The organism is Enterobacter cloacae complex sp. P38RS, from assembly GCF_014930775.1.
In the GTDB taxonomy this organism is placed as follows: domain Bacteria; phylum Pseudomonadota; class Gammaproteobacteria; order Enterobacterales; family Enterobacteriaceae; genus Enterobacter; species Enterobacter bugandensis.
Genome location: NZ_JADBRS010000006.1, coordinates 194,854 through 218,153, shown reverse-complemented (window position 1 = coordinate 218,153; position 23,300 = coordinate 194,854). Strand labels below are relative to the sequence as shown.

Sequence of the window (23,300 nt, the reverse complement as noted above, 5' to 3'; positions counted from 1 at the left end):
CCACGCATCATGGAATACAAAATTGCGGCTATTTTACCCATCAACGGGGGGCAGGCAATCATTGTTTACACAGGAGTTGCTCCAGTTCGGTCAATGACGTTACGGTCCAGGTTGGCTCGATGCCTTCAGGCTTCACGCGGCCATGCGCATTCAGCCAGACGGTCGACAAACCTGACTTCATACCGCCAAGAATATCAGACTCTGCGGTATCACCCACCATCAGCACGCGATCGCGGTCGGGATTACCGGCCTGCGCCAGCGCATAATCGAAAATTCGCGGATCCGGTTTCGGCACGCCGACCTCTTCCGAGATCACCAGCGCATCGAAATGATCGCGCAGGCCGGTGCGCTCCAGGCGGATTTGCTGCAGCGCAGTGAAGCCGTTAGTGATGATCCCCAGTTTCACCTTGCCTTTCAACGCATTCAGCAGGGAAACCGCGCCCGGCAGGGGCGCACAGATATCGGCCATGGCGTTAAGGAAAGCCTCGTTCAGCGTCCCCGGACTGACCTTTAAGCGTTCCGCCCAGACGTCAAATCGCTGGTGCTGAAGCTGTAACGCGGTGATGGCACCGTTCTGGTAATCCACCCACAGCGGCTTGTTCACCGCCTGATAGTCCTGAAAATCTTCGGCGGTGAAGGTCACGCTATAGTCGAGAAACATCCGCTGTAGGCCGCCGAACGAGTCAAACGTAAACAGCGTTTCGTCGGCATCAAAGAAAATCCAGTCCCATTTCATCGTTACAACCTTATATTCGTTATCCAATTGGCAGAGCCATGATAATGGCGTCTTCACGTCCCTCTGCGGTGGGGTAGTAGTTACGTCGGACTGTCGCCTCGTTAAAGCCTAAGCTTTCATAGAGCGCGATGGCGGCGACATTCGACGCGCGCACCTCCAGCCACAGGGTGAAAACGTCGCGGGTTTCGAGCTCACGAATGAGATGCTCAAGCAGTTCTCTGCCCAGCCCACGGCGCTGAAACGCCGGGTCGACGGCGATGTTAAACAGCGTCGCCTCGTCAAGAACCACCTGCGTGATGGCAAACGCGGCCAGGGTGCCGTCAACGTCCAGACGGTAGTTCAGATAGCGCTCGCCCTGATTGCTGGCAAACGTTTTTTCGCTCCACGGAAAGGCGTGGGCGCGTGTTTCAATCGCGAACGCTGCGGTCAGGTCAGGCGTCGTGAGGGAAGAAATCGTGTTCATATTCGCAGATTTGTTGCCATAGCGCGCTGCGCGCCTTTGGATTGGCTTTCAGCTCGTCAAGTGCTGGTGAGCTGATTTGGCTCCCCTGAAGAGAGATGTCGTTTGTCTCTCCGATGCGCCAGCTGTTACAGCGGCTATCAGGAGGAAGCATGGCAACCCGTTCTGGCGTCAGCTGTAAGACCTGGTCGGGCGTCAGCTTCAGGCTGCGAAGGACATCACCGATCAGGGGCTCATTCAGGGCAGGCAGTTCTTCCGCCACCATCACCAGCCGAACGTGCGCGGGGATGGAGATGGCGATTTCGCCCTGCAACGCCGTCGGGCGACGCAAAGCCCACTGGGTGATGCCCAGCTGCTGCAACTGCCAGTCTCGTCGGGATGTCATAGGGATAACTCCTGTCTCTCAGGCGCGCAAATATAGCAAATGTGTCGAAAGTGCGCCATCTACCTACTATAATCCCCGCCTGAGTTTATTGAGGAACAATTCATGTCTGCATTTACCCCGGCAAGTGAAGTCTTGCTGCGTCACAGTGATGATTTCGAAGAAAGCCGTATTCTGTTTGCCGGAGATATGCAGGATGACCTGCCCGCGCGTTTCGACTGTGCTGAAAGCCGTGCCCACACCCAATACTACCACCACTGGCAGGTGCTGAGCCGCCAGATGGGCGAGCGCGCACGCTTCAGCCTGGTGGCGGAGCAGAGCGATATTGCCGACTGCGATACGCTGATCTACTACTGGCCGAAGAACAAGCCAGAAGCCCAGTTCCAGCTGATGAACCTGCTCTCCCTGCTGCCGGTTGGCTGCGATATTTTCGTGGTCGGTGAAAACCGCAGCGGTGTCCGTAGCGCCGAGCAGATGCTGGAAGCCTACGCGCCGCTGACCAAAGTCGACAGCGCACGTCGCTGCGGTCTGTATCATGGCCGTCTGGAAAAACAGACAACGTTTGATGCGCAGGCATACTGGGACGAGTACCAGCTTGACGGCCTGACCATCAAAACCCTGCCGGGTGTCTTCAGCCGTGACGCGCTGGATACGGGCAGCAAGCTGCTGCTCTCCACCCTGACGCCGCACACCAAAGGCAAAGTGCTGGACGTGGGCTGCGGCGCGGGCGTGCTTTCAACGGTGCTTGCCAGCCATTCACCAAAAGTGCGCTTAACCCTGTGTGACGTGAGCGCCCCGGCGGTTGAAGCAAGCCGCGCAACGCTTGCGGCCAACGGCATTGAAGGCGATGTGATTGCCAGCAACGTCTTCTCTGACGTCACCGGCCGCTTTGACATGATCATCTCTAACCCGCCGTTCCACGACGGGATGGAAACCAGCCTCGAAGCTGCGCAAACCCTGATCCGTGGCGCGACTCGTCACCTCAACAGCGGCGGCGAGCTGCGCATCGTGGCGAACGCCTTCCTGGCGTACCCGAAAGTGCTGGACGAAACCTTCGGCTTCCACGAAGTGATCGCCCAGACGGGCCGCTTTAAGGTCTACCGCACCGTGATGACGCGTCAGGCAAAAAAATAATTCGCCATACAATGCAGGCCGGATAAGCGCCAGCGCCATCCGGCAAGCAGGCGTCGCAATTCCGTCCATTTTTGCAGCAATCAATAAAAGGCGCGCACTTTTCTGTTGACGTAAAGCTGAAAACATCTAGAATGCGCCTCCGTGGTTACGATACTTTTACAGTATCGATGGTATGCGAAGGTGGCGGAATTGGTAGACGCGCTAGCTTCAGGTGTTAGTGTCCTTACGGATGTGGGGGTTCGAGTCCCCCCCCTCGCACCAATTATCTTATCTCCCTTCTGTAATACCTCTTATTTTCCCTGTTATTTCAAACTCATCATTATCACCAGAATTGCGCTGACTAATGCGACGCATGATGGCAGTAACACATAATGGCGTAGGTGCTTATGCCAGATCATGCCTGACGTCATCAGCAGCCCTGCCACAATGATGGCCTTCCAGCTTTCGATGGAGAGATCGGCAAACATCAAACCGCCAAGGATTACGCCCGGCAGCAATACTCCCCATGCACTTCCCAGCGCCCTGTTCAACATACATCGCCCTTTCATAACGATAATGATAAACAATATCATATGATAAAAATTATCATTTGTCAGCGCAGTGAAGCAAAAAAAATCGCCCTTTCTCCTTATGTAGAATGACAGAAATTTCCTAAGGTGATAAATTGCTCACCTGTTAACTACACATAAACTTTTTCTTATAATTACGCTTTGAGTTTTTTGCATAATTAAGTGCGAAACCACACCTATTCATCTGTTTTAATTAAGTTTTAATAAAAACGCACGACTATGACATCACAATCCTGGCGGTCTTTGGTTCAAAGAAAATATCAATTATCGTTACGTTTATTTTTATTTCTGAACGCAACGTCAGCCGTGTTCTCGGTAACAAACCCGCTCTATTCTGTACGCGTGTTTTCTGCCCCTCTGATTGCTATTTTCGCGATCAGTACTGGCCTGTTCATCTGGCACTGGAAAAAGCGCGCGCGGAAGATAAATATTCCTGCCGTTTCAGCAATCTTTGGTATTTTGTGGGCCTGGCAAATAGATTCGAAATTTTCGCTAATTACCCATGACCAGGCGATGTATTTGATAATAGCTTTACTCACGGTGCTTTTTATCGGAACGCTGGCCTTCGCCAGTAATATCAAAGCATTTACGCTGCACTCGCTCCCCGCCTTTATTGTCTGCCTGTGGTTAAGTGACCAGGATATATGGCTAAGAATGTCCTATTCTTTCGCACTTCCTGTGGTGGCTATTGCTATTCATAACATTTTGCAACGGCGCAACGATCGCTTCGCCCAGGAGCTGCTCTCTCGCCTGCTGGAAGAACGGGAAACTCTGACCGATCTCAGTATGATGGACCCGCTAACCGGGCTCTATAATCGTCGCGGCCTGCAGAGCCGTCTGGAGAACCTGCCGGCTGTAGAAAACGGCGAACATTTTGTTCTTTTGATGGATATCGACCACTTCAAAGCCTATAACGACCATTATGGCCACATGATGGGTGACCAAGCGCTGAAGCGCGTCTCTGCGGCAATTCGTGATGCCGTCCGCTCGCGCGATATTGTGGCGCGTTTCGGTGGGGAAGAGTTCATGGTGCTGCTGACGAATATTTCACTTGAACACGCCCGCCATACGGCAGAGCGGATCCGTCAGAAAGTCTATGATTTGAAAATCCCCCATCTGTTCAACGAAAGCGTCGCCACCAATGTCACCATCAGCATCGGTATTGCCATTTTCGAAAATGAGGACGTGGAAAGCGCTCTGGAGAGAGCGGACAGAGCCCTCTATGAAGCAAAGCATTTAGGTCGCAATAACATTCTGCTGAGTGAAGAGCTACAAACCGCTTAAGCGCGTCTTCGGTTAATCAGGACAAAAGTCTTGCCATTGGTATGAGCAATAGTTAGGATTGGCAATCATTATCATTTAGATTTCTATCTCAACTATGGCTACGCATACCGCACACATCGTTGAACCACTCCTCTGGCGAGCGCCCCTCACCAGCGGGAATGCGTCGCTTGCGGATGCCATACGGGACAAGATTGCTAAGACGCGCGCCCACCTGCTGGACTTTATCAGGCTTGATGAAGCGCCCCCGCATCATGCCATGACGCTCGCTGAGTGGCAGCAGCCCTCTACGCTGCAGTCGCTGCTTGCAACCTATTCCGACCATATCTATCGCAATCAGCCGACCCTAACGCGGGAAAATAAACCTCTGCTTTCCCTGTGGGCACAGTGGTATATCGGGCTGATGGTTCCCCCGCTCATGCTGGCGGTATTAACCCAAAAGAGCATGCTGGCGCTCTCCCCGGATCATTTTCACGTCGAGTTCCACGAAACTGGCCGAGCAGCCTGCTTCTGGATTGATCTGCACGAAGATCGCGGCGCAGAGCAGTTCTCTGCTCAGGAACGTCTGGAACAGCTTGTCATCCAGGCCCTGATCCCAGTGGTAGAGGCACTTGAAGCAACGGGCGAGATTAACGGGAAGCTTATCTGGAGTAATACCGGGTATTTAATTCACTGGTATTTAACAGAAATGAAGCCGCTGCTTGGCGATGAGAAAGTGGAGGCCCTGCGCCAGTCCTGCTTCTTTGCCAAACAGCTTTCCGATGGTCGCGATAATCCGTTATTCCGTACCGTTGTGCTCCGTGACGGGCTTCTGGTACGCCGTACCTGCTGCCAGCGCTATCGCCTGCCGGACGTTAAGCAGTGCGGGGATTGCACGCTGAAGTAGTGCAGTGAATTGCCCGGTGACGCTTCGCTTACCGGGCCTACAAAAACCTCGACTCGTAGGCCGGGTAAGGCGCAGCCGCCACCCGGCACAACGTCTTTAAGCCACCTGCTGATTGTCCTCTTCCCCATTACGCTGTGCTTCTTCCGCTTCCTGCTCCAGCAGCTGCTTCTCGTACACCTTGAAGAACGGGTAGTAGATGATTGCCGACACGCAGGCCAGAACCACAACCAGGATAGCCGCGCGGAAATCCCAGCCCAGGGCCCATGCTGCGCCTATCGGTGCCGGTGCCGTCCAGGGGACGACTGAAATAACACGACCAATCAGATCAAACGTCATCGCCGCCCAGGCCAGCACGGCGTTAACCATCGGGGCTAGCAGGAACGGAATAAAGAACACCGGGTTCATTACAATCGGCGTACCGAAGATAACGGGTTCGTTGATGTTGAAGAAGCTGGGCACCACGCTCAATCGGCCAATAGAGCGTAAATGCGCTGAACGGCTGCGCAGATAGCAAATCACCAGACCCATCGTCGCACCCGACCCGCCAATCACGATGAAGAACGTCCAGAAGGCTTCCATAAAAATATGTGGCAGAGGATGGCCGGCAGCCAGCGCGGTCTGGTTCGCTCCAAGGTTAGTCAGCCAGAACATCTGCAGCATCCCGGAGACAATAGCCGCCCCGTGGATCCCGGCGAACCACAGCAGGTGGCCAATCAACACCGCCAGCAGGATCGCGGGCAGTGAATCCGCCGCGGAAACAAGGGGCTTGAAGATGGACATAATTGCCTGTGGGATCAGCATGTCAAACTGAGACTGGATCACCAGGCTCAGCGGATAAAGCGTTAACACCACCACCAGCACCGGAATCAGCAGGTCAAAGGAATTTTTGATCATCGGCGGCACCTGGTCCGGCAGGCGAATACCGATGTTATGCGCCTTCAGGAAACGCATCATTTCAACGCAGTAAATCGCCACCAGAATGGCGGTAAAAATACCCGTTCCACCCAGGCTGTCGACGGGAAGCGTGCCTTTGGTTTTCGGGGCGGCAACCAGCAGAAACGCCATCAGCGACAGCATGGCGCACATGAACGGATCCAGCTGGTGCGTTTTGACATAATGTTTGCCAAGGTTATAGGCGATGGCCGCGCAGATATAAATGGACATAATGCCCATGGTCATATCAAACGGCGTCAGGATCTGGCCTTCAAACTGCTTCGCCATATCCAGCCAGGCGCGTGCGAAACCCCATGTGGTATCTGGCGAAAACGGTGGGTAAGCAAACACTAATAAAAATGAACCCACAATCATGAACGGCATCGCAGAGATGAACCCATCACGGATAGCCATGACATGACGCTGGGACGAGATCCGCCCGGCAATCGGGCTCACGTAATTTTCAACGAAACGGAATATCAGATTAAACGCAGCATGGTTGGCAGACATGGTTGATCTCCTGTCAGACGTTTATTACAGGCGCGCTCGCGCCGCACGTTGTTCCATAAATCAGCTTCACAACCTTGCTGGCTTGCGTACCAGCGGTACTGCTCAGACGAAATGGTTTCATAATTGGCTCTTATTATTGGATACAGGGGACGTTACATACTCAGTATTAATCTACGCATCACGCTCTGCAACCGGTTACTGTAACCGGTTTCTGTGATTGTGAAGAGGATCCAGAAATCAGCCATCCTGGATATTTGTTACTTAAGAGATATTTACAGAGCATAAATTCTTATGACAGATTACGCAGGATATTTGTCAGGAGGAAACAATGAGTTTGCAGTCCGTACAGCAGTTTTTTGCCGACAACGCGCCGGAAATAGAGGTAATAGAACTTAGCCAGAGTACGGCTACCGTTGCGCTGGCTGCTGCCGCCCACCGTGTAGAGCCGGGACAAATCGCCAAAACCCTATCGTTGAAGGTTAAAAATGAGGTGATTCTGGTGGTGGCGAAGGGTGATGCGCGTCTGGATAACAAAAAACTGAAAGACACGTTTGGCGCGAAAGCACGCATGCTCAGCAGTGATGAAGTGGTTACCGTGACGGGTCATCCCGTTGGTGGCGTCTGCCCGTTTGGGCTTGAAAACCCACTTGCGGTTTACTGCGATATCTCTTTAAAACAATACGCTGAAGTGCTCCCCGCCGCTGGCGCTATTCATAGTGCCGTACGTATTTCTCCGGACAGAATGGCAGAGCTGACTTCAGCAAAGTGGGTTGATGTGTGCATCTGAATGACGCGCCAGAGCACATCTGGCGCGCAAAAGGCACAGGTTACAAAAATGTCGGTTTGCTTAGCCCCACAGTTCGCGGTTCTCTAACCGGAAGATGGGTAAGAATATCCGCTGCATCAAGCAATCCTACGTCAGAATTCACCCCTAGCTTCACCATCGCATTAAACTTATGCGCGCGAATAGTCTTGATATTGCGTTCAAGCTGCGCCGCGATTTCGGGAATGGAATATCCGCATGACATATAACGTAAAATTGCTCTTTCCGTTGGGCTTAACATCCGGTTCTGACTGCAGTACCAGTGGTTAAGCATATTGTCATTAATGCGCAGCGTTTCGCTCAACAATACCACTAACTCCTTCAGCAGGTGTTCAAGGGTCACCGATTTACTGACCACACCGTGAAGACGTGAAGGCGAAAGATGGCTAATCAACCTCGCCTCCATCTCATCCGAGACCAGGATAATGCGCTGAATATGGCTATGCGTAAACGCGAGATCCCGCAGATGCGCCAGGCAGTTACGTCGTTCTTCTCGCGCATCGGAAAGCGAATAGATCAGCGAGAAAAAATTCACGTGTTGCAGTGCTTTCTTAAAGCCATCAAAATCATTAAACAGGTGCAGTTGATATTGGCTGAGTTCAGGCTGCGTAAAAAGATGCTGCAGCCCGACCGCACTCATCGAGCAATTTTCGATGATGGCGATATGTCTTGTTGAATCGGTTTTTTCCATTCCTCGAACTCTCCATAGGCTGACATTAAACTCAGCTCTCTCATTCCCTGTGTACTGTTGATCCAGGCGTACATATCGGCATTACTCCGCAATGAGAGCCTTCGCATCGCACTGTTTTTCTGCGCACTGATCGTTTTATTGCTCTTTTTAAGCAACGTAGCGATTTGGTTAATCCCCCACCCTTTGCCTAACAGGCGAAGCACCTTACGTTCTGAGTGCGTGAGCGCAATAAAGTGTTCGTCGTCATCCTCACTTTCCTCAGGTTCTGGGGTTAATAACGTCTGGCTTATCCGTTCTGCGCGTTCACTCCCTGCCCGGATAGCGTTAACGACACCTTCGATAGGTTCCATATCAGAAAGCAGCGTGCTTTCCGGCCGCATAAGCAGCTCAACGGCAATAGGGTAAAACGGCCGGGAGACCAAAAAGATCCAGTGGATTTCCCGGTACTGGTTCAGTAAGCGGTAATACTCTTCGAGCGTACCCCGTGGGTTCCTGTATTCGCCTGAAACGTCGGCGATAATCACATCTGCGCGGCGCAACTGAAGCAGGGTTAACTCCTGCAGTGAGCGGCAGTAGGTCAATTCAAAATCGGGGAAATGACGTGCCATCACGTCCCCTAACCCATTCTGCATGACGGGTATCCGGCTAATGACAACGCCATGCTTACCAGGCAACGACAACATAGACCCTCCGTGTCCATTTTCCTTCGGTGCGTCATGTAAAACGCACCAAGGTATAAATATTTTCTTCCCTGAGTATAAAAAGATTAATACAAGCAGAAGATGAGATATGTTCTTAGTTTAGGAAATGCCTAAAACAGCGCTAATATCTCACAAAGCGCAAATCAATTTAATTGCGCAGACATTAAAATAACAACAAAATAAAATTAGAATTTCTAAATACAAATATTTTATTATTTCAAATTAATAATTCATCATATTGATAAATTAATCCTGTAAGTCGCCGTGACAAGGAGGGGGTAACTGTTTGCATAAACCTTGATCTGACCCACAGCAAGAGCCACTGCACTTTGTGCTAAAAGTAGGCATTACGGGCCAACCGGCAACTATTCACCTTATCTTCGGGATAATACATGCAGGCAGATCGGTCAACGCAGCGTGCTATCACGCGGCTCTGTATTCAGTGCGGTCTTTTTCTGCTCCAGCACGGCGCGGAAAGCGCGCTGGTCGAGGAGCTTTCAACCCGGCTGGGGCTGGCGCTGGGGATGGACAGCGTTGAGAGCGCTATCTCGTCCAACGCCATTGTGCTGACCACCATTAAAGACGGGCAGTGTCTTACGTCCACCCGTAAAAACCACGACCGCGGCATTAATATGCACGTTGTAACCGAGGTCCAGCACATCGTCATCCTGGCTGAGCATAAGCTTCTCGATCTCAAGGAGATTGAAAAACGTTTTAACCAAATCAAGCCATTACGTTATCCACGCTGGCTGGTCGTGCTCATGGTGGGGCTGTCATGCGCCTGTTTTTGTAAGCTCAATAAAGGTGGCTGGGACGGCGCGATCGTCACCTTTTTCGCCAGCAGCATCGCCATGTACGTGCGCCAGCTGCTGACGCACCGGCAGCTGCACCCGCAAATTAACTTCTGCATTACCGCGTTTGTTGCCACTACGGTGTCTGGCCTGCTGCTGCGCCTGCCGCAGTTTGCCGCTACCCCGACGATTGCGATGGCCGCCAGCGTGCTTCTGCTGGTGCCGGGCTTCCCGCTGATTAACGCCGTTGCCGACATGTTTAAAGGGCACATCAATACCGGGCTGGCACGCTGGGCTATCGCCAGCCTGCTGACGCTGGCGACCTGCATCGGCGTGGTGATGGCGATGACGCTATGGGGGTTACGAGGATGGGCGTGATAGATTTTCTGCTGGCGCTGGCACAGGACATGGCCCTGGCGGCCATTCCTGCCGTCGGCTTTGCGATGGTATTTAACGTTCCGCAACGCGCTCTGCCGTGGTGTGCGCTGCTGGGCGCAATTGGCCACGGCTCGCGAATGGTGATGATGACGGCGGGCTTTAACATCGAATGGTCGACGTTTATCGCCTCTATGCTGGTCGGCAGCATCGGTATTCAGTGGTCGCGCTGGTATCTGGCGCATCCGAAAGTGTTCACCGTCGCCGCCGTTATCCCGATGTTCCCCGGCATATCTGCCTATACGGCGATGATTTCCGCGGTGAAAATCAGCCATTTTGGCTACACCGAGCCGCAGATGATCCTTCTCCTGAGCAACTTTCTTAAGGCGTCCTCCATCGTCGGTGCGCTCTCTATCGGGCTGTCGATACCCGGGCTATGGCTCTACCGCAAACGCCCGCGCGTTTGATATTTGTGTTATTTCGCTGCCGTGGAGATAATCTTTCTGGTCCGTTTGGTAAAAATAAGGAAAGGATGTGGCTAACTCTGGCAGCGAACACCCCGATCACAGTGAAGAATCGAGCCTGAAAGAGAAAATTTTTCAGAGCGCTATCGCGCTGTTTGCCGAATTTGGACTGAACGGCGCCCGCATGGAGCAGATCGCGGAGAAAGCAGGTACCACCAAACGCATGGTCGTTTACCATTTTAAAAACAAAGAAAATCTCTACCTGCTCGTCCTGGAGTACGTTTACACCCAAATTCGCGCCAGTGAAAAGGCGCTTAGCCTGGCGGATATGCCTCCCGTCGAAGCGCTGGTCCATCTGGTTGAAGCCACCTTTGACTATCATGCCGACCACCCGGATTACATCCGCATTATCTGCATGGAAAACATGCAGCGCGGCCGTTTTATGCAGCAGTCAAACTATCTGCGTCAGGTCAACCGCAGCGCGCTCGACCTGCTTGAAGGCATCCTGCGCCGGGGCAAAGAAAAACAGCTTTTCAGCCAGACGGTTGATGCCCGCGACCTTCACCGTCTGATCAGCAGCTTCAGCTTTCACTACGTTGCCAACAGCTACACCTTCACCCTGCTGTTTGAAGAAGGTGCAGACGAGCAGGCCCAGCGCCAGCACTACCGTAAAATGGCCGTTCAGGTGGCGCTGCGTTATACTTGCCCCTAAAATTGCTTGCAATTAAATCGCGCACAATCTATATTCATTTCATGAACGCAAAAACGAACGACACGACCGCTGCGCTCCTGCTGGATAACCAGCTCTGTTTTGCCCTCTATTCGGCAAATCTGGCGCTTAATAAGCTGTATCGGCAACTGCTGGCGCCGCTAAACCTGACTTACCCGCAATATCTGGTGATGCTCGTGCTGTGGGAGCAGGATGACGTGACGGTGTCGGACATCGGTGAACGGCTGTTCCTTGACTCCGCAACGCTGACGCCGCTTCTGAAGCGTCTGGAAAGCGCAGGGCTAATCAACCGCCACCGCTCGCGTAAAGATGAGCGTCAGGTCGCCGTCACGCTGACTGAAGCCGGACGTGAACTTCAGCAGCAGGCACTGGGTATCCCACACGCGGTGGGGTGCGCCGCACAGTGTGATACCGACACCATGCTGGCGCTCAAGCAGCAGCTGGAACTTTTGCGACAACAGATTCAACGCGCGTAAGGCTATACTTTACGCGTTATTATTTAACCATATATATCGCACGCTATTTAATAGCACACATTAAAGCAAAATGAGGAACCTGCCATGTCTTTAGAAAAAGTTGTTTATACCGCCAAAGCAAAAGCAACCGGGGGCCGTGACGGCCGCGCGACCTCTTCCGATGGCGTTCTGGACGTTAAACTGGGCGTGCCCAAAGAGATGGGCGGTATGGGTGGAGAAGTCACGAACCCTGAGCAGCTGTTTGCTGCGGGTTACTCTGCCTGCTTCCTGGGCGCGATGAAGTTTGTGGCGGCTCGCGACAAATTTACCCTGCCAAAAGAGGCGTTTATTGAAGGCGAAGTGGGTATCGGCCCGCTGCCGACCGGTTTTGGTATCGAAGCAAAACTGAATATCCACGTTGAAGGGATGGATCCTGCGGAAGCCAAAAAGCTGGTCGATGCGGCGCATATCGTTTGCCCGTACTCTAACGCGACCCGCGGCAACATCGACGTGACCCTGAATATCATCGCGTGATAACTGCCTGATGGCGCTGCGCTTTTCAGGCCTACGACTGTAGCCCCGGTAAGCGCAGCGCCACCGGGGAAATCCCCTCCATCCCCTCCCCTCTCTGTGCTACCATAAGCCCATATCACGCCCGTAGTAATCAGTTGAGTAAGCGTTATGTCCTCCAGAATTCTGACCACCAGCATTGCTGGCATTGATGCCTTTATGCGCGACCCACGCGGTGTGTTGACCCACGCCGAAGGCGGCACGGTTGCGGTTTTTGCCGACAACGCGCCGGCGTTTTACGCAATCACGCCGGAACGTCTGGCGCAGCTTCTGGAGATCGAAGCGCAGATGTCACGTCCGGCAAGCGACGTCACGCTGGATAACCAGTTTTTTGAAGAACCGGTTAATACCCCGCTAACCGTTCCGATGGGCAAATTTGTCCTGTACGCGGGCTGGCAGCCTGACGCAGATTTTCAGCGGCAGGCAGCATTGTGGGGCATTGCGTTAACTCAGCCAGCCACCGCGGAAGAGCTCGCCGCGTTTATCGCCTGGTGGCAGGCGGAAGGCAAAGTGTTCACCCACATTCAGTGGCAGCAAAAGCTCGCGCGTCATCTTCAAATTACCCGCGCCAGTAACAATGGCCAGCCTAAGCGCGATATCAACACGTTTTCAGAACCGGATAAACAGATCCCGAGTGGATTCCGAGGTGCGAAATGAAGAACGTCGGCGACCTGATGAAACGTCTGCAAAAAATGATGCCAGCCAACGTGAAGCCCGCCTTCACCACGGGTGAAGAGCTGCTGGCGTGGCAAAAGGAGCAAGGTAAAATTCGTGCCGCCGCGCTCGCCCGCGAAAACCGGGCGATGAAAATGCAGCGCACCTTTAACCGCTCCGGTATTCGTCCCCTGCATCAGAACTGCTCGTTTGATAACTATAAAATTGAGACCAGCGGGCAGATGAACGCGCTCGCCGCCGCGCGTCAGTACGTAGATGAATTTGACGGCAATATCGCCAGCTTCATTTTTAGCGGCAAGCCGGGCACAGGTAAAAACCACCTCGCGGCCGCCATCTGCAACGAACTGCTTCTGCGCGGTAAATCAGTCCTCATCATCACCGTGGCCGATATCATGTCCGCCATGAAAGACACCTTCAGCAACCGTGAAACCAGCGAAGAGCAGCTTCTTAACGATCTGAGCAATGTCGATCTACTGGTCATCGACGAGATTGGCGTTCAGACCGAATCCCGTTATGAAAAGGTCATCATTAACCAGATAGTCGATCGCCGCTCTTCGTCCAAACGTCCCACCGGCATGCTGACGAACCACAACATTGACGAGATGACCCGCTTACTGGGCGAACGCGTCATGGACCGCATGAAGCTGGGCAACAGTCTGTATGTCATCTTCGACTGGGACAGTTACCGCAGCCGCGTCACCGGCAAAGAGTATTAAGACAGTTCCAGGAATCGCCAGCAGGGCGCAGGTATATACTGGAACCCCTTCCGGCCCAAAACGGACCTTTTTGAGAAAGCCATTATGAAAAAACAGATTCTTATCAGCACCTTTTTAGGCGCGCTGCTGATTACCGGCGCAGCACAAGCGGCTTCGTGGCAGGAGTCCCTGTCAAGCGCCGCGAATGAGCTGACCAAAGAGAGCAGCAGCGCCCAGGGCGGGCTCTCGGCCTCTTCTCTCACCAGCCTGCTGAGCAACAGTTCCCAGAGCCTGAGCGCGGGCACGATGAACAACGCGGCGGGGATTCTGGAATACTGCGCTAAGCAAAAGCTGGCCTCGGTGACCGACGCGCAAAACGTTAAAAACCAGGTGCTGGGTAAACTGGGTCTCGACACGCAGGAGCAAAAAGCGGACACCAGCTATATGGACGGCATTCAGGGCCTGCTTAACGCGCAAAACGGCCAACAGCTGAATCTGAGCACCCTCGGCAACTCCGCCCTGGCAAAACAGGTGAAAACCAAAGCCTGCGATCTGGTGCTGAAACAAGGCGTTAATTTCATCTCCTGACCCGCCCCATTTTCTGCCACAACACGCCGCGTTTAATGCGATAGGCTTGCATCGCGGCGTTAAACGAGCGTTTTTCCTACCTGCCACCGTCTCAGCGTCCGTTTGTCAGGATGCGACCATCCTCATAAAAACGATTTTATAAACCAAATCCTAACAACAGCACACTTTCGTGACACTAAAATTGCAGCTAAACGACATCGCCATTACATTGTCTTACCAAAAATAAACAGTTAGCCAGCGAAGCACCTGGCGTCATGAGGATATGCTGTTGTCAGAATTCATCTCTCTTATCCTTTTTCTGGCTTCCGTCGGCGTTTATGCCTGGAAAGCCGGCCGTAACACCTGGTGGTTTATCGCCACGCTGGTGGTGCTCGGCATTTTTATCGTTTTAAACATTACCTTATACGCCAGCGATTACTTCACCGGCGACGGCATTAACGATGCTGTGCTCTACACCCTGACGAACAGCCTGACGGGCGCGGGAGTAGGTAAATACATCCTTCCGGGGCTGGGACTGATCGTGGCGCTGGTGACGATTTTCGGCGCGCTCGCCTGGGTGCTGCGCCGCCGTCGCCATCTTCCTCACCATCATGGCTACAGCCTGCTGGCGCTTTTCCTGGCGCTGGCCTCCGTTGACGCCAGCCCCGCATTTCATCAGATCACCGAGCTTGTAAAATCCCAGTCGCGCGACGGCGATCCGGACTTCGTGGCCTACTATAAAGAGCCGTCGAAAACGATCGCCAACCCGAAGCTCAACCTGGTCTACATCTACGGTGAAAGCCTGGAGCGCACCTACTTTGATAACGATGCGTTTCCGAACCTCACGCCGGAACTGGGCGCGCTGAAAAACGAAGGCCTCGATTTCAGCCACACCATGCAGTTACCCGGCACGGATTACACTATCGCCGGGATGGTGGCCTCCCAGTGCGGTATCCCGCTGTTCGCACCTTTTGAAGGCAACGCCTCCGCCTCGATGTCGACGTTCTTCCCGCAGAATATTTGCCTGGGCGATATCCTGAAAAACTCCGGCTATGAAAACTACTTTATGCAGGGAGCAAACCTGCGCTTTGCCGGAAAAGATGTGTTCCTGAAATCCCACGGTTTTGACCACCTGTATGGCTCAGAAGAGTTAAAAACGACGGTTGCCGATCCCACCTACCGCAACGACTGGGGCTTCTATGACGATACGGTGCTGGACGAAACCTGGAAGAAATTCGAGGAACTTTCCCGCGCCGGGAAGCGTTTTTCTCTCTTTGCGCTGACGGTAGATACGCACCATCCGGACGGGTTCGTCTCGCGCACCTGTAAGCGAAAAAGCTATGATGTGGACGGCAAAAACAACAAGTCTTTCAGCGCCGTGACCTGTAGCCAGGAGCACATCGCCGCGCTGGTCGAGAAAATCAAAGCCTCGCCGTGGTTTAAAAACACCGTCATCGTCGTATCGTCTGACCATCTGGCAATGAAAAACAGCGCGTGGGACCAGCTCAGCAAGCAGGATCGCAGCAACCTGTTCTTCGTGCTGCGCGGCGACCAGCCGCAGCAGGAGTTAATCGCCACCAAACGCAACTCCATGGATAACGGCGCAACCGTGCTGGACATTCTGGGGGGCGACAACTTTATTGGCCTCGGGCGCAGCACGCTGTCGGGGCAATCCCTGTCGGAAGTGTTCCTCAACATGAAGGAAAAAATTCTCGCCTGGAAGCCCGACATCATCCGCCTGTGGAATTTCCCGAAAGAGATGAAAGACTTCACCGTCGATCGGGATAAAAACACCGTTGCCTTCTCCGGCAGCAATTTCCGCCTGCCGCTGCTGGTGCGCGTGTCGGATAGTCGCGTCGAACCGCTGCCGGAAAGCGAGTATTCCGCGCCGCTGCGCTTCCAGCTGGCCGATTTCGCCCCTCGCGATAACTTCGTCTGGATTGACCGGTGTTACAAAATGGGTCAGCTCTGGTCGCAGCCGCTGGCGCTCTCTACGGACTGGTGCGTCTCTCAGGGCCAGCTTGGCGGGGAGCAAACCGTGCAGCATGTCGACAAAGCCCAGTGGAAAGGCAAAACCGCCTTTAAAGATACGGTGATTGATACGGCTCGCTATCAGCACAACATCGACATGCTGAAAATCGTCGACAACGACATCCGCTATAAAGCGGACAGCTTTATCTTTAACGTGGCCGGCGCGCCCGAAGAGGTGAAGCAGTTTAGCGGCATCTCCCGTCCGGAGTCGTGGGGACGCTGGTCAAACGCGCAGCTGGGCAACGAGGTGAAAATTGAGTACACCCATCCGCTGCCGGAACAATTCGACCTGGTGATCACCGCCAGGGCTTATGGACCCAATGCCAACAAGCCCGTCCCCGTTCGCGTGGGAGATCGGGAGCAGACGTTAACGCTTGGAAACGACGTGAGCACGCACACGCTGCACTTTGAGAATCCTTCGCGCAGCAATACCCTGGTGATCGTACCGCCGGACCCGCAGTCCACCAATGAAGGAAATATTCTCGGCCATTCACCGCGCCAGCTCGGGATCGGCATGGTCGAAATCAAAATCGTCAGCAAAGCGGGTTAAGACGCGTCGCGCCCGGCGTTCTGCCGGGCGCTTATGAAAATAAATAATCCTATAATATTCTTATAAATTAGATTAAAACACTTTATATCAGCCATTTTAATCTATAAATATCCCGCCAAAATCCATATCCGTAAAATTCCAAGCTCCTTAAATCACCACGGAGCGTTACGCACGTTTATCATGCTAACCGGCTATAAGTTCGAATCCATCCGGGCACTGCGCACTGAAAATGTGATTGCCTGGGAGGTATTGTCCACGGCAAAGCCCAACGTCAATCTTGAAGATTACTTTGGCTCGCTGTCGGCGGCGCAGCGTAAAGCGCACTTCTTTGCGCAGCTTCGTCACGCCATGTTTTGCAAGGATGGCGACAAGTATTACCTCAATGCAGCATCGGATTTACTGCTGGAAACGGACTTCCTCGACAGGCTAAAAGAAGAAACCTCGTGCCCGGAGAAACTTGCTATCGAGATCACCGATCTCCATACGATGGTCCAACTCGACGTTACGCAAAGCCAGGCGCTGAGGAAATGCATCGCGACGCTCCATCAGTGGGGGATAGAAGTGTGGGCAGACGATGTCTGCGAAGACCTACTTCCCGACCTGCTGACCAGCCAGATCCGCTTCTGCGGCATCAAAATTGACAAACATACCTTCTGGAACGGACGGACCGAGCAGGCGAAGTTTCTGCATCTCACCCGCGAGTGCAAGCGCGTCGCCAGCAAGGTGCTGATCGAAGGCATCGAAACCGCGGGTGATTTCGCGCTGGCCTGCGCGAGCGCGGCCGATTACGGCCAGGGCTATCTGTGGGGGAGAAAATGACCCCTTTCATTTTGAATGCTGGCGATCGGGTCATCGTTCTGCGCGGCAACGCCTACTTATGGCCTTGCCCCACTTTTTGCTGCCATACCCTGGCGGAATGCCATCAAAAACGCTGCCTGCTGGACGCTCAGTCATTCGCTTTGTAATTGCACTGTTACTCACGTCAGGAAATAAGATCATGAAAATTATTCCCACCGCTGTATGTTGTTCCGCGCTCCTGCTTCCTGCTGCTGCGATCGCCGCAGACAGTACCGCAAGCGCGACGATGCATGTATCACTTGAGGTCGTGAAGTCGTGCACCCTCAAAGCCAACGACCTCAACTTCTCGCGTCACGGCTCCGATGAGTCGAGCGAAATCCTGGCCAAAACGCAGGTCGATATCGTCTGTACCAACGGCACGCCGTTCACCCTCACCGCCACCAGCCCCGACGGCGAAAGCGGCACCTTCTGGCTGAAGCCGGAAAACGGCGAAACCGGGGCGCAGAAGATTGCGTGGAAACTCTTTGCTGACGAAGGCAAACAGAAGCAAATCAACGAGACGACTGGTCTGGACGATACCGGCAACGGTGCGGAACAGGAAGAAACGCTGTATGGCGTCATTGACGCCGGGGCGCTGACAACCGCCCAGGCAGGGAACTACAGCGACGATATCACGTTAAAACTGGAGTACTGATCGTGCGTCGCTACCTTCCCTGCTTCATTCTGTGGCTCATGATGCTGGCGCTGCTGTCGCGCTACGCGCTGGCCGCCACGCTTCAGGTGGCCCCGGTAACACTCGATCTGCAGAGCGACCAGCGGGCAGCGGCGGTCTATCTCACAAACAGTGGGAAAGCGGCCATCAATGCGCAGATTCGGGTATACGAATGGACGCAAAAAAACGGTAAAGATGTGCTGGTGTCCACCGGGGAGGTGGTCACCAGCCCGGCGATGACTTCACTGGCGCCGGGCCAGCAGCAACTGGTGCGCATTATCGTCATGCAGCCCGGCATCCGTGCGCAGGAGCAAAGTTACCGGCTGGTTATTGACGAACTGCCGGACGCCGCGTCCCGTGCCGCCAACCCCTCCGCGGTACACTTCCTGCTGCGCTACTCGATTCCGGTGTTTATTGCCGGGAGCCAGAGCGCGCCCGTCAGCCACGATGCCCTGAGCTGTGAGCAGGCAGACATACCGGCCACTCTCCGCTGCTTTAACGCCGGAAACCGCCACATCCGCCTGAGCCACCTTGAGGCCCTGACGGCCGATGGGAAGGTTGTCGGGTCGATTAAAGGCCTGGCGGGCTATGTGCTCCCGGGACAAACCGCCCTTTTATCGCTCAAGCAGCCCACACGTCACGCGCTCAGCTCGCTGCGCGTCTATCTTAATGATGACCATCATGACAGCCAGATACCCCTGCGCCCGCTCGCTTCTCGCGCTCCTGTTTTGGCTACCGCTCATGCTGTCAGCCCGGACTGAGCCCGCCGACACCGTGCAATGGCTGGCCATTACCGTGAACCACGCCCCGCGAGGCGAGCTATGGGCCTGCCGGGTGGTGGATAATGCGCTATGGATAAGCCGCAGCGACATGAAAAAGCTGGGGCTTCACGCCCCGGACGATCGCGCAGAGTGGGTTGAGCTGACCTCCCTGCCGGGCCTGAACGTCAATCTCGACGTGCTGTCCCAGCAGGTGTCGATTACCGCAGAGGCAGACGCGCTCGAGGGCCAGCAGCATCTGACCGTCTCAAGGCCCACGCCGATGTACCGCTATCCTGATGCGCAGCCCGTCAACGCCTATACGCTCGGATATGCGCTCTACGCCAGCGACGTGCAAGGGAAGCGCCAGCTTAACGCCCAGACCATGCTGACCGCGTCCGGTGGGCTACCCGGAACGTTCAGCAGCAGTTTTTCAAGCCATGTCGGGGAGGAAAACAGCGCCGGTCGACCGACCCATACGCGTCTCGAAACCCGCTGGCAGTGGGACAACACCGACTCGCTGACCACGCTGGCGCTGGGCGACAGCGTCACCACCGGCACCGGCTGGAGCCGACAGGTACGCTTTGGCGGGCTGCACTGGGCACGTAACTTTGAGCTCAATCCCCAGCTCAATACCGAACCGCGCAGCCGCTACAGCGACACGGCCGTGCTGCCTTCCACGGTCGATTTGTATATCGACGGCCTTAAGCAGAGCAGCCAGCGCGTCACGCCGGGAGACTTTCTACTGGATACCCTGCCCTCCTTCACCGGAAGCGGACAGGCGGAGGTGGTCATTACCGATATCAACGGCCAGCGTCGCACCGTACAGCTCGACCTCTACGGCGCGCCGGGCATGCTGGCGGAAGGGTTCAGCAGCGGTTCGCTGGACATCGGCTGGATGCGCGAAAACTACGCCCTGCGCTCCGACGACTATGCCGCCTCGCCGCTGCTGGACGCGGGCTGGCGCTATGGGGTGAATAATAGCCTGACGCTAGCGCTGCATACGGAACAGCAGCGCAGGCTGCGCAACGTGGGTATGGGCACTGACTGGCTGGTCTCTCCCGCCGTGGGGGTGGTCAGCAAGCACGTTGCCGTGAGCGACAGCCCTTACGGTCAGGGCGTTCAGTGGGGCCTTGGCTGGCAGTGGAACGGCAGGGGAACGAGCATTTCTGCCAGCACCGTCCGTACCGAGGCGGATTTCGCCGACAACGCCCGCATGAGCGGTGCCGCGCCCGTCAGACGCAGCGACAGCGTTTGGGTAAGCCAGTCCATCCCCCACTTCGGTACCGTGGGCGCGGGCTGGGTACAGCAGAACATTCAGGGCAGCACAGAGCGTTACCTCAACGCCTCCTGGTCGGTATCGCTGCCGGCACACATCTCCACCACGCTGAGCTACACCCGCTCGTTTACGGACGCGTCGAGCCACGTTCAGTTGCTGCTTTCCGTCCCATTGGGTCGCGAGGACACGCTCTCCGCTCAGGTCAGCCGGGATACGCCGCGCATGGATTACCGCCACCAGCCGGACGATGAGGCCGGCGGCTGGTCATGGGAGCTGGGCCAGGGCTTCGGCGAACGACGTGAAAGATATGCGGACCTCGGCTACCTGGGCCGAGCGGGCGAATGGCACGTTGGGCTGCAGCAAGGTGCCAACCAGGGCAACCAGTACGCCTCCGCCGAAGGCAGCCTGACGCTGCTGGACGGCAGCCTGTACCCGCTGCGCTACATCCAGCAGGGCATGGCGCTGGTGTCCACCCACGGCATTGGGCACGTACCGGTAATGCTGGAAAACCGCCCGGCCGGTGAAACGGATGAAGACGGTTATCTCCTGCTAACCGACCTGCCGCGCTACCACAACAGCAAAGTCAGCATTAACCCGCTCGATCTGCCCGCCGATGTGATCGCCCCTGTTACCGACATGCATGCCAGACCGGGCAACAGCAGCGCGGTGAAAGTCGAGTTTAACGTCCATCACGCCGTCACGGTTCAGGCCCGGCTGGTCGACAGCCGCCGCAGGCCGCTCCCGCTGGGCAGCATCGTGTCAACGCCGCAGGGTGCCACCATCGTGGGACGCGACGGCTTTATCTGGCTTGAAGATCCGCCCCTGCCGGGCGAACTGGTGGTTAAGACCGGTGAGGGAGAGTGCCGGGTCACGCTTCCGGCGCCCCGTACCGCGTCATCTATACAGAATATCGGAGAACAACTGTGTCATTAAGAGCGCCGTTATTATTGCTGCTCGTCCTGTCCGTGAAGGCGATGGCGGCAGCCTGCTGGATAACCTCCATGCCCGCCATTAACTTTGGCAACGTCGTGGCGGGCAATACCACCTCCGTCAACACCGAGGTCAAATTTAGCTGCCAGGCCGACAACGAGGGCAGGACGGAATATATTAACGTCTGCCTGAGCAGCGTAGACGCCCCGCCCTTTGAGATGATCTCCCAGGGAGATCAGGAGGGGAAACAGTACACCCTCCTCTTCCGCCTGCTTAACGGCGCAGCGCGCTCTCAGGAGCTGGGGCCTGCCAGCAACGGGAACCTGATTCAGCAGACCCTCGCCGCGGAAAGCAATGCCAACGTCAGCGGTACCTTTCCGCTTATCGCTACCATTCCGCCAGGGCAAAGCCAGCTTCCGGCCTATCACTATTACAACTACAACATGAATCTGCGCATCGCCTGGCACAGCGCCCTGCGCCAGGACGCGCTGCAAAACTGCTCGGACGGTTCCGCAGAGGGGGAGCAGGTGCAGGGCGGCACCAGCGCTCAGGCCGAAATCAGCCAGGGGTGCTACATCGAGCGCGTGACGCCGCTTAACTTCGGCACGCTGACCAGCACCGCTACCCTGAGCCCGACGCGATCCTCCGCCACCCTCACCACGCGCTGTCCGGCCGGAACCGCGTTCACCCTTGCCATGGGAAAAGGCAACCATGCCAGCGGTAACCAGCGGCAGCTCTGCAACAGCGAGGGTCATTGCCTGCGCTACGGTCTCTGGCAGGATGAGGCGGCCACGCAACGCTGGGGAGATCAAAGCAGCGGCGATGCGCTGCAGGTCACCAACCCTGCAGGCGGCACCCAGAACTACACCGTTTACGGCGAGGTCCCGGCACAGCCGCTAACCAATACCGGGGAGTTTATTGATGACGTGATTATCACGCTGACTTATTAAATCACCCAAAAACCTGTCTGGATCAATGTTATCGGTAACAGTGGCGTTAAAATAGCCAGCAATGCAGCCTTGAGGGCGTAAGCCTTTTTTCATTCATTATCTCTGTTTTTATTACAACAACTTATGAAATACCTGCTTGCTGACGCCATCGTCTATAACGACGAGGACGGCTCTGTTTCTCTTATCAATGCGCCGGTTGAGGATGCGCAGCTCCTCACCTGCACGGCCAATACCATCATGAGGCTGCTGGTTCAGCATCACGGGAACGTGGTCGAACGGGAAACCTTTCTCCAGGAAGTCTGGGATCGGCGAGGGCTCCAGGGGTCTAACAACTCCTTAAATCAGTACATCAGCATTCTGCGCAAGATGCTGGCGACCCTGCTTCCCGACGCGCTGTTTATCGTTACCGTACCGAAAACGGGCTTTATGCTCAGCGCAGACGTCACCGTCACTCCGCTGGAGGAGGCCCCCCCGATCGCCAAAACGGTGAAACCTGCATGGCGCGTTCGCCCGGAATGGCTGTTCTGCGGCGCGCTCACGCTGGTCGTCGTTGCGCTAAGCATCTGGATCGCGCTCATCAAGCCAGACGCCCCGCAGCGGGAGATCCATCTGCTGACGCATATCGGCACCTGTCCGGTTTACACCTTTACGCCGCTGGCGGACGTGTTTCACGGGAAGGCGATTACGCTCGCGCAAACGCTTCAAAAGGACGGTCACCTTCCGTGCCTGAAAAATTCGATTTTCTACATGCACATTCAGAGAACGCTTTTCTACGGCCACGAAGGGCGGCTGGTGCTCTCCCAATGCTCCCTCACGCGGGGTAAAGCCAGCGCCTGTCGTACGCTTTACTATTACGAGTGGTGA

The 23,300-nt window shown here is 55.1% G+C and carries 26 protein-coding genes and 1 tRNA gene; 20 read left to right on the top strand and 7 right to left on the bottom strand.

The genetic code is table 11. The features are described from left to right. Positions 1 to 58: 58 nt before the first annotated feature. From yjjG to IM303_RS11070, 3 genes are read right to left on the bottom strand one after another with little or no spacing between them, the layout of a single operon-like run. The gene (gene yjjG, locus IM303_RS11080) at positions 59 to 736 is read right to left on the bottom strand and encodes a pyrimidine 5'-nucleotidase (protein WP_041911295.1); all 678 of its coding nucleotides are present in this window, start codon (positions 734 to 736) and stop codon (positions 59 to 61) included. A gap of 19 nt (positions 737 to 755) precedes the next feature. Beyond that, positions 756 to 1,199, bottom strand: coding sequence for a ribosomal protein S18-alanine N-acetyltransferase (gene rimI / locus IM303_RS11075; RefSeq protein WP_028015431.1), 444 nt, complete (start codon positions 1,197 to 1,199; stop codon positions 756 to 758). After that, the gene (locus IM303_RS11070) at positions 1,168 to 1,581 is read right to left on the bottom strand and encodes a DNA polymerase III subunit psi (RefSeq protein WP_041911296.1); all 414 of its coding nucleotides are present in this window, start codon (positions 1,579 to 1,581) and stop codon (positions 1,168 to 1,170) included. The genes rimI and IM303_RS11070 overlap by 32 nt, the downstream gene beginning before the upstream one ends. Positions 1,582 to 1,683: 102 nt before the next feature. On the opposite strand from IM303_RS11070, the gene rsmC reads away from it, so the two are divergent. Together rsmC and IM303_RS11060 are read left to right on the top strand one after the other, a co-directional pair. Beyond that, positions 1,684 to 2,712, top strand: a complete 1,029-nt coding sequence (gene rsmC, locus IM303_RS11065; protein WP_047367286.1) for a 16S rRNA (guanine(1207)-N(2))-methyltransferase RsmC — start codon at positions 1,684 to 1,686, stop codon at positions 2,710 to 2,712. A 174-nt stretch (positions 2,713 to 2,886) separates the two neighbouring features. Beyond that, positions 2,887 to 2,973: transfer RNA gene (locus tag IM303_RS11060), tRNA-Leu, on the top strand. A 41-nt stretch (positions 2,974 to 3,014) separates the two neighbouring features. On the opposite strand, the gene IM303_RS11055 is transcribed toward IM303_RS11060, so the two are convergent. Continuing rightward, positions 3,015 to 3,284, bottom strand: coding sequence for a DUF1435 domain-containing protein (locus IM303_RS11055; RefSeq protein ID WP_048959803.1), 270 nt, complete (start codon positions 3,282 to 3,284; stop codon positions 3,015 to 3,017). Positions 3,285 to 3,500: 216 nt separating this feature from the next. Between IM303_RS11055 and IM303_RS11050 the strand changes: the two genes are divergently transcribed. Further along, positions 3,501 to 4,565 (top strand): GGDEF domain-containing protein, encoded by a 1,065-nt coding sequence (locus IM303_RS11050; RefSeq protein ID WP_048999318.1) that lies wholly within the window; start codon positions 3,501 to 3,503, stop codon positions 4,563 to 4,565. A gap of 94 nt (positions 4,566 to 4,659) precedes the next feature. After that, on the top strand, positions 4,660 to 5,448 hold the full coding sequence (gene fhuF, locus IM303_RS11045) for a siderophore-iron reductase FhuF (RefSeq protein ID WP_028015426.1): 789 nt from the start codon (positions 4,660 to 4,662) through the stop codon (positions 5,446 to 5,448). Between the two features lie 96 nt (positions 5,449 to 5,544). On the opposite strand, the gene IM303_RS11040 is transcribed toward fhuF, so the two are convergent. Further along, positions 5,545 to 6,891, bottom strand: coding sequence for a PTS sugar transporter subunit IIC (locus IM303_RS11040; RefSeq protein ID WP_028015425.1), 1,347 nt, complete (start codon positions 6,889 to 6,891; stop codon positions 5,545 to 5,547). 328 nt (positions 6,892 to 7,219) lie between these two features. Here IM303_RS11040 and IM303_RS11035 point away from each other — a divergent pair, with 328 nt between their 5' ends. Next, a complete protein-coding gene (locus IM303_RS11035) occupies positions 7,220 to 7,678 on the top strand; it encodes a YbaK/EbsC family protein (protein ID WP_023331967.1) in 459 nt (152 codons plus the stop codon). 40 nt (positions 7,679 to 7,718) lie between these two features. On the opposite strand, the gene bglJ is transcribed toward IM303_RS11035, so the two are convergent. Together bglJ and IM303_RS11025 are read right to left on the bottom strand one after the other, a co-directional pair. After that, on the bottom strand, positions 7,719 to 8,354 hold the full coding sequence (gene bglJ, locus IM303_RS11030; RefSeq protein WP_041911299.1) for a DNA-binding transcriptional activator BglJ: 636 nt from the start codon (positions 8,352 to 8,354) through the stop codon (positions 7,719 to 7,721). Further along, positions 8,351 to 9,088 (bottom strand): LuxR C-terminal-related transcriptional regulator, encoded by a 738-nt coding sequence (locus tag IM303_RS11025; protein WP_041911300.1) that lies wholly within the window; start codon positions 9,086 to 9,088, stop codon positions 8,351 to 8,353. The genes bglJ and IM303_RS11025 overlap by 4 nt, the downstream gene beginning before the upstream one ends. A gap of 410 nt (positions 9,089 to 9,498) precedes the next feature. Here IM303_RS11025 and IM303_RS11020 point away from each other — a divergent pair, with 410 nt between their 5' ends. The 15 genes from IM303_RS11020 (at position 9,499) to IM303_RS10950 (ending at position 23,300) form a co-directional block, all read left to right on the top strand. After that, positions 9,499 to 10,275: a threonine/serine exporter ThrE family protein gene (locus IM303_RS11020; RefSeq protein ID WP_028015422.1), complete on the top strand. Its 777-nt coding sequence runs from the start codon at positions 9,499 to 9,501 to the stop codon at positions 10,273 to 10,275. After that, positions 10,266 to 10,739, top strand: a complete 474-nt coding sequence (locus IM303_RS11015; protein WP_041911301.1) for a threonine/serine exporter — start codon at positions 10,266 to 10,268, stop codon at positions 10,737 to 10,739. Before IM303_RS11020 ends, IM303_RS11015 begins: the two co-directional genes overlap by 10 nt. 67 nt (positions 10,740 to 10,806) lie before the next feature. After that, positions 10,807 to 11,448 carry a TetR family transcriptional regulator gene (locus IM303_RS11010; protein WP_028015420.1) on the top strand — a complete coding sequence of 214 codons (642 nt, stop codon included), beginning with the start codon at positions 10,807 to 10,809 and terminating at the stop codon, positions 11,446 to 11,448. A 41-nt stretch (positions 11,449 to 11,489) separates the two neighbouring features. After that, positions 11,490 to 11,942 carry a MarR family winged helix-turn-helix transcriptional regulator gene (locus IM303_RS11005; protein WP_028015419.1) on the top strand — a complete coding sequence of 151 codons (453 nt, stop codon included), beginning with the start codon at positions 11,490 to 11,492 and terminating at the stop codon, positions 11,940 to 11,942. Between the two features lie 84 nt (positions 11,943 to 12,026). Beyond that, positions 12,027 to 12,455: an organic hydroperoxide resistance protein gene (locus tag IM303_RS11000; RefSeq protein ID WP_013095463.1), complete on the top strand. Its 429-nt coding sequence runs from the start codon at positions 12,027 to 12,029 to the stop codon at positions 12,453 to 12,455. Between the two features lie 147 nt (positions 12,456 to 12,602). Further along, positions 12,603 to 13,148: a primosomal protein DnaT gene (gene dnaT / locus IM303_RS10995; RefSeq protein ID WP_028015418.1), complete on the top strand. Its 546-nt coding sequence runs from the start codon at positions 12,603 to 12,605 to the stop codon at positions 13,146 to 13,148. Next, on the top strand, positions 13,145 to 13,882 hold the full coding sequence (gene dnaC, locus IM303_RS10990) for a DNA replication protein DnaC (protein WP_028015417.1): 738 nt from the start codon (positions 13,145 to 13,147) through the stop codon (positions 13,880 to 13,882). The genes dnaT and dnaC overlap by 4 nt, the downstream gene beginning before the upstream one ends. Before the next feature lie 84 nt (positions 13,883 to 13,966). Further along, complete coding sequence (locus IM303_RS10985) at positions 13,967 to 14,449, top strand: DUF2501 domain-containing protein (RefSeq protein ID WP_028015416.1); 483 nt, start codon at positions 13,967 to 13,969, stop codon at positions 14,447 to 14,449. Between the two features lie 268 nt (positions 14,450 to 14,717). After that, positions 14,718 to 17,009, top strand: coding sequence for a phosphatidylglycerol--membrane-oligosaccharide glycerophosphotransferase (opgB, locus tag IM303_RS10980; RefSeq protein ID WP_063438201.1), 2,292 nt, complete (start codon positions 14,718 to 14,720; stop codon positions 17,007 to 17,009). A gap of 180 nt (positions 17,010 to 17,189) precedes the next feature. After that, positions 17,190 to 17,828, top strand: a complete 639-nt coding sequence (locus IM303_RS10975; protein WP_048999315.1) for an EAL domain-containing protein — start codon at positions 17,190 to 17,192, stop codon at positions 17,826 to 17,828. A gap of 178 nt (positions 17,829 to 18,006) precedes the next feature. Next, positions 18,007 to 18,501 carry a spore coat protein U domain-containing protein gene (locus tag IM303_RS10970; protein WP_028015413.1) on the top strand — a complete coding sequence of 165 codons (495 nt, stop codon included), beginning with the start codon at positions 18,007 to 18,009 and terminating at the stop codon, positions 18,499 to 18,501. Between the two features lie 2 nt (positions 18,502 to 18,503). Beyond that, entirely contained in the window at positions 18,504 to 19,280 is a 777-nt protein-coding gene (locus tag IM303_RS10965; RefSeq protein WP_192971576.1) for a molecular chaperone, read from the top strand. Next, on the top strand, positions 19,201 to 21,489 hold the full coding sequence (locus tag IM303_RS10960) for a fimbria/pilus outer membrane usher protein (protein ID WP_227014148.1): 2,289 nt from the start codon (positions 19,201 to 19,203) through the stop codon (positions 21,487 to 21,489). The genes IM303_RS10965 and IM303_RS10960 overlap by 80 nt, the downstream gene beginning before the upstream one ends. Next, entirely contained in the window at positions 21,480 to 22,436 is a 957-nt protein-coding gene (locus IM303_RS10955) for a spore coat U domain-containing protein (RefSeq protein ID WP_193359906.1), read from the top strand. Before IM303_RS10960 ends, IM303_RS10955 begins: the two co-directional genes overlap by 10 nt. Positions 22,437 to 22,559: 123 nt before the next feature. Then, entirely contained in the window at positions 22,560 to 23,300 is a 741-nt protein-coding gene (locus tag IM303_RS10950; RefSeq protein ID WP_193359905.1) for a winged helix-turn-helix domain-containing protein, read from the top strand.

Excerpts from the sequence above, each read along its gene's own strand:
- IM303_RS11050 (WP_048999318.1), top strand. The coding sequence starts at position 3,501 with ATGACATCACAATCCTGGCGGTCTTTGGTTCAAAGAAAATATCAATTA.
- IM303_RS11035 (WP_023331967.1), top strand. The coding sequence starts at position 7,220 with ATGAGTTTGCAGTCCGTACAGCAGTTTTTTGCCGACAACGCGCCGGAA.
- IM303_RS10975 (WP_048999315.1), top strand. The coding sequence starts at position 17,190 with ATGCTAACCGGCTATAAGTTCGAATCCATCCGGGCACTGCGCACTGAA.
- dnaT (WP_028015418.1), top strand. The coding sequence starts at position 12,603 with ATGTCCTCCAGAATTCTGACCACCAGCATTGCTGGCATTGATGCCTTT.
- IM303_RS10985 (WP_028015416.1), top strand. The coding sequence starts at position 13,967 with ATGAAAAAACAGATTCTTATCAGCACCTTTTTAGGCGCGCTGCTGATT.
- IM303_RS11000 (WP_013095463.1), top strand. The coding sequence starts at position 12,027 with ATGTCTTTAGAAAAAGTTGTTTATACCGCCAAAGCAAAAGCAACCGGG.
- IM303_RS11020 (WP_028015422.1), top strand. The coding sequence starts at position 9,499 with ATGCAGGCAGATCGGTCAACGCAGCGTGCTATCACGCGGCTCTGTATT.
- bglJ (WP_041911299.1), bottom strand. The coding sequence starts at position 8,354 with ATGAGTGCGGTCGGGCTGCAGCATCTTTTTACGCAGCCTGAACTCAGC.
- IM303_RS10950 (WP_193359905.1), top strand. The coding sequence starts at position 22,560 with ATGAAATACCTGCTTGCTGACGCCATCGTCTATAACGACGAGGACGGC.
- rsmC (WP_047367286.1), top strand. The coding sequence starts at position 1,684 with ATGTCTGCATTTACCCCGGCAAGTGAAGTCTTGCTGCGTCACAGTGAT.
- IM303_RS11055 (WP_048959803.1), bottom strand. The coding sequence starts at position 3,284 with ATGATATTGTTTATCATTATCGTTATGAAAGGGCGATGTATGTTGAAC.
- IM303_RS10960 (WP_227014148.1), top strand. The coding sequence starts at position 19,201 with ATGACAGCCAGATACCCCTGCGCCCGCTCGCTTCTCGCGCTCCTGTTT.
- IM303_RS11005 (WP_028015419.1), top strand. The coding sequence starts at position 11,490 with ATGAACGCAAAAACGAACGACACGACCGCTGCGCTCCTGCTGGATAAC.
- IM303_RS10970 (WP_028015413.1), top strand. The coding sequence starts at position 18,007 with ATGAAAATTATTCCCACCGCTGTATGTTGTTCCGCGCTCCTGCTTCCT.
- IM303_RS11040 (WP_028015425.1), bottom strand. The coding sequence starts at position 6,891 with ATGTCTGCCAACCATGCTGCGTTTAATCTGATATTCCGTTTCGTTGAA.
- fhuF (WP_028015426.1), top strand. The coding sequence starts at position 4,660 with ATGGCTACGCATACCGCACACATCGTTGAACCACTCCTCTGGCGAGCG.
- IM303_RS11025 (WP_041911300.1), bottom strand. The coding sequence starts at position 9,088 with ATGTTGTCGTTGCCTGGTAAGCATGGCGTTGTCATTAGCCGGATACCC.
- dnaC (WP_028015417.1), top strand. The coding sequence starts at position 13,145 with ATGAAGAACGTCGGCGACCTGATGAAACGTCTGCAAAAAATGATGCCA.
- IM303_RS11015 (WP_041911301.1), top strand. The coding sequence starts at position 10,266 with ATGGGCGTGATAGATTTTCTGCTGGCGCTGGCACAGGACATGGCCCTG.
- yjjG (WP_041911295.1), bottom strand. The coding sequence starts at position 736 with ATGAAATGGGACTGGATTTTCTTTGATGCCGACGAAACGCTGTTTACG.
- IM303_RS11070 (WP_041911296.1), bottom strand. The coding sequence starts at position 1,581 with ATGACATCCCGACGAGACTGGCAGTTGCAGCAGCTGGGCATCACCCAG.
- rimI (WP_028015431.1), bottom strand. The coding sequence starts at position 1,199 with ATGAACACGATTTCTTCCCTCACGACGCCTGACCTGACCGCAGCGTTC.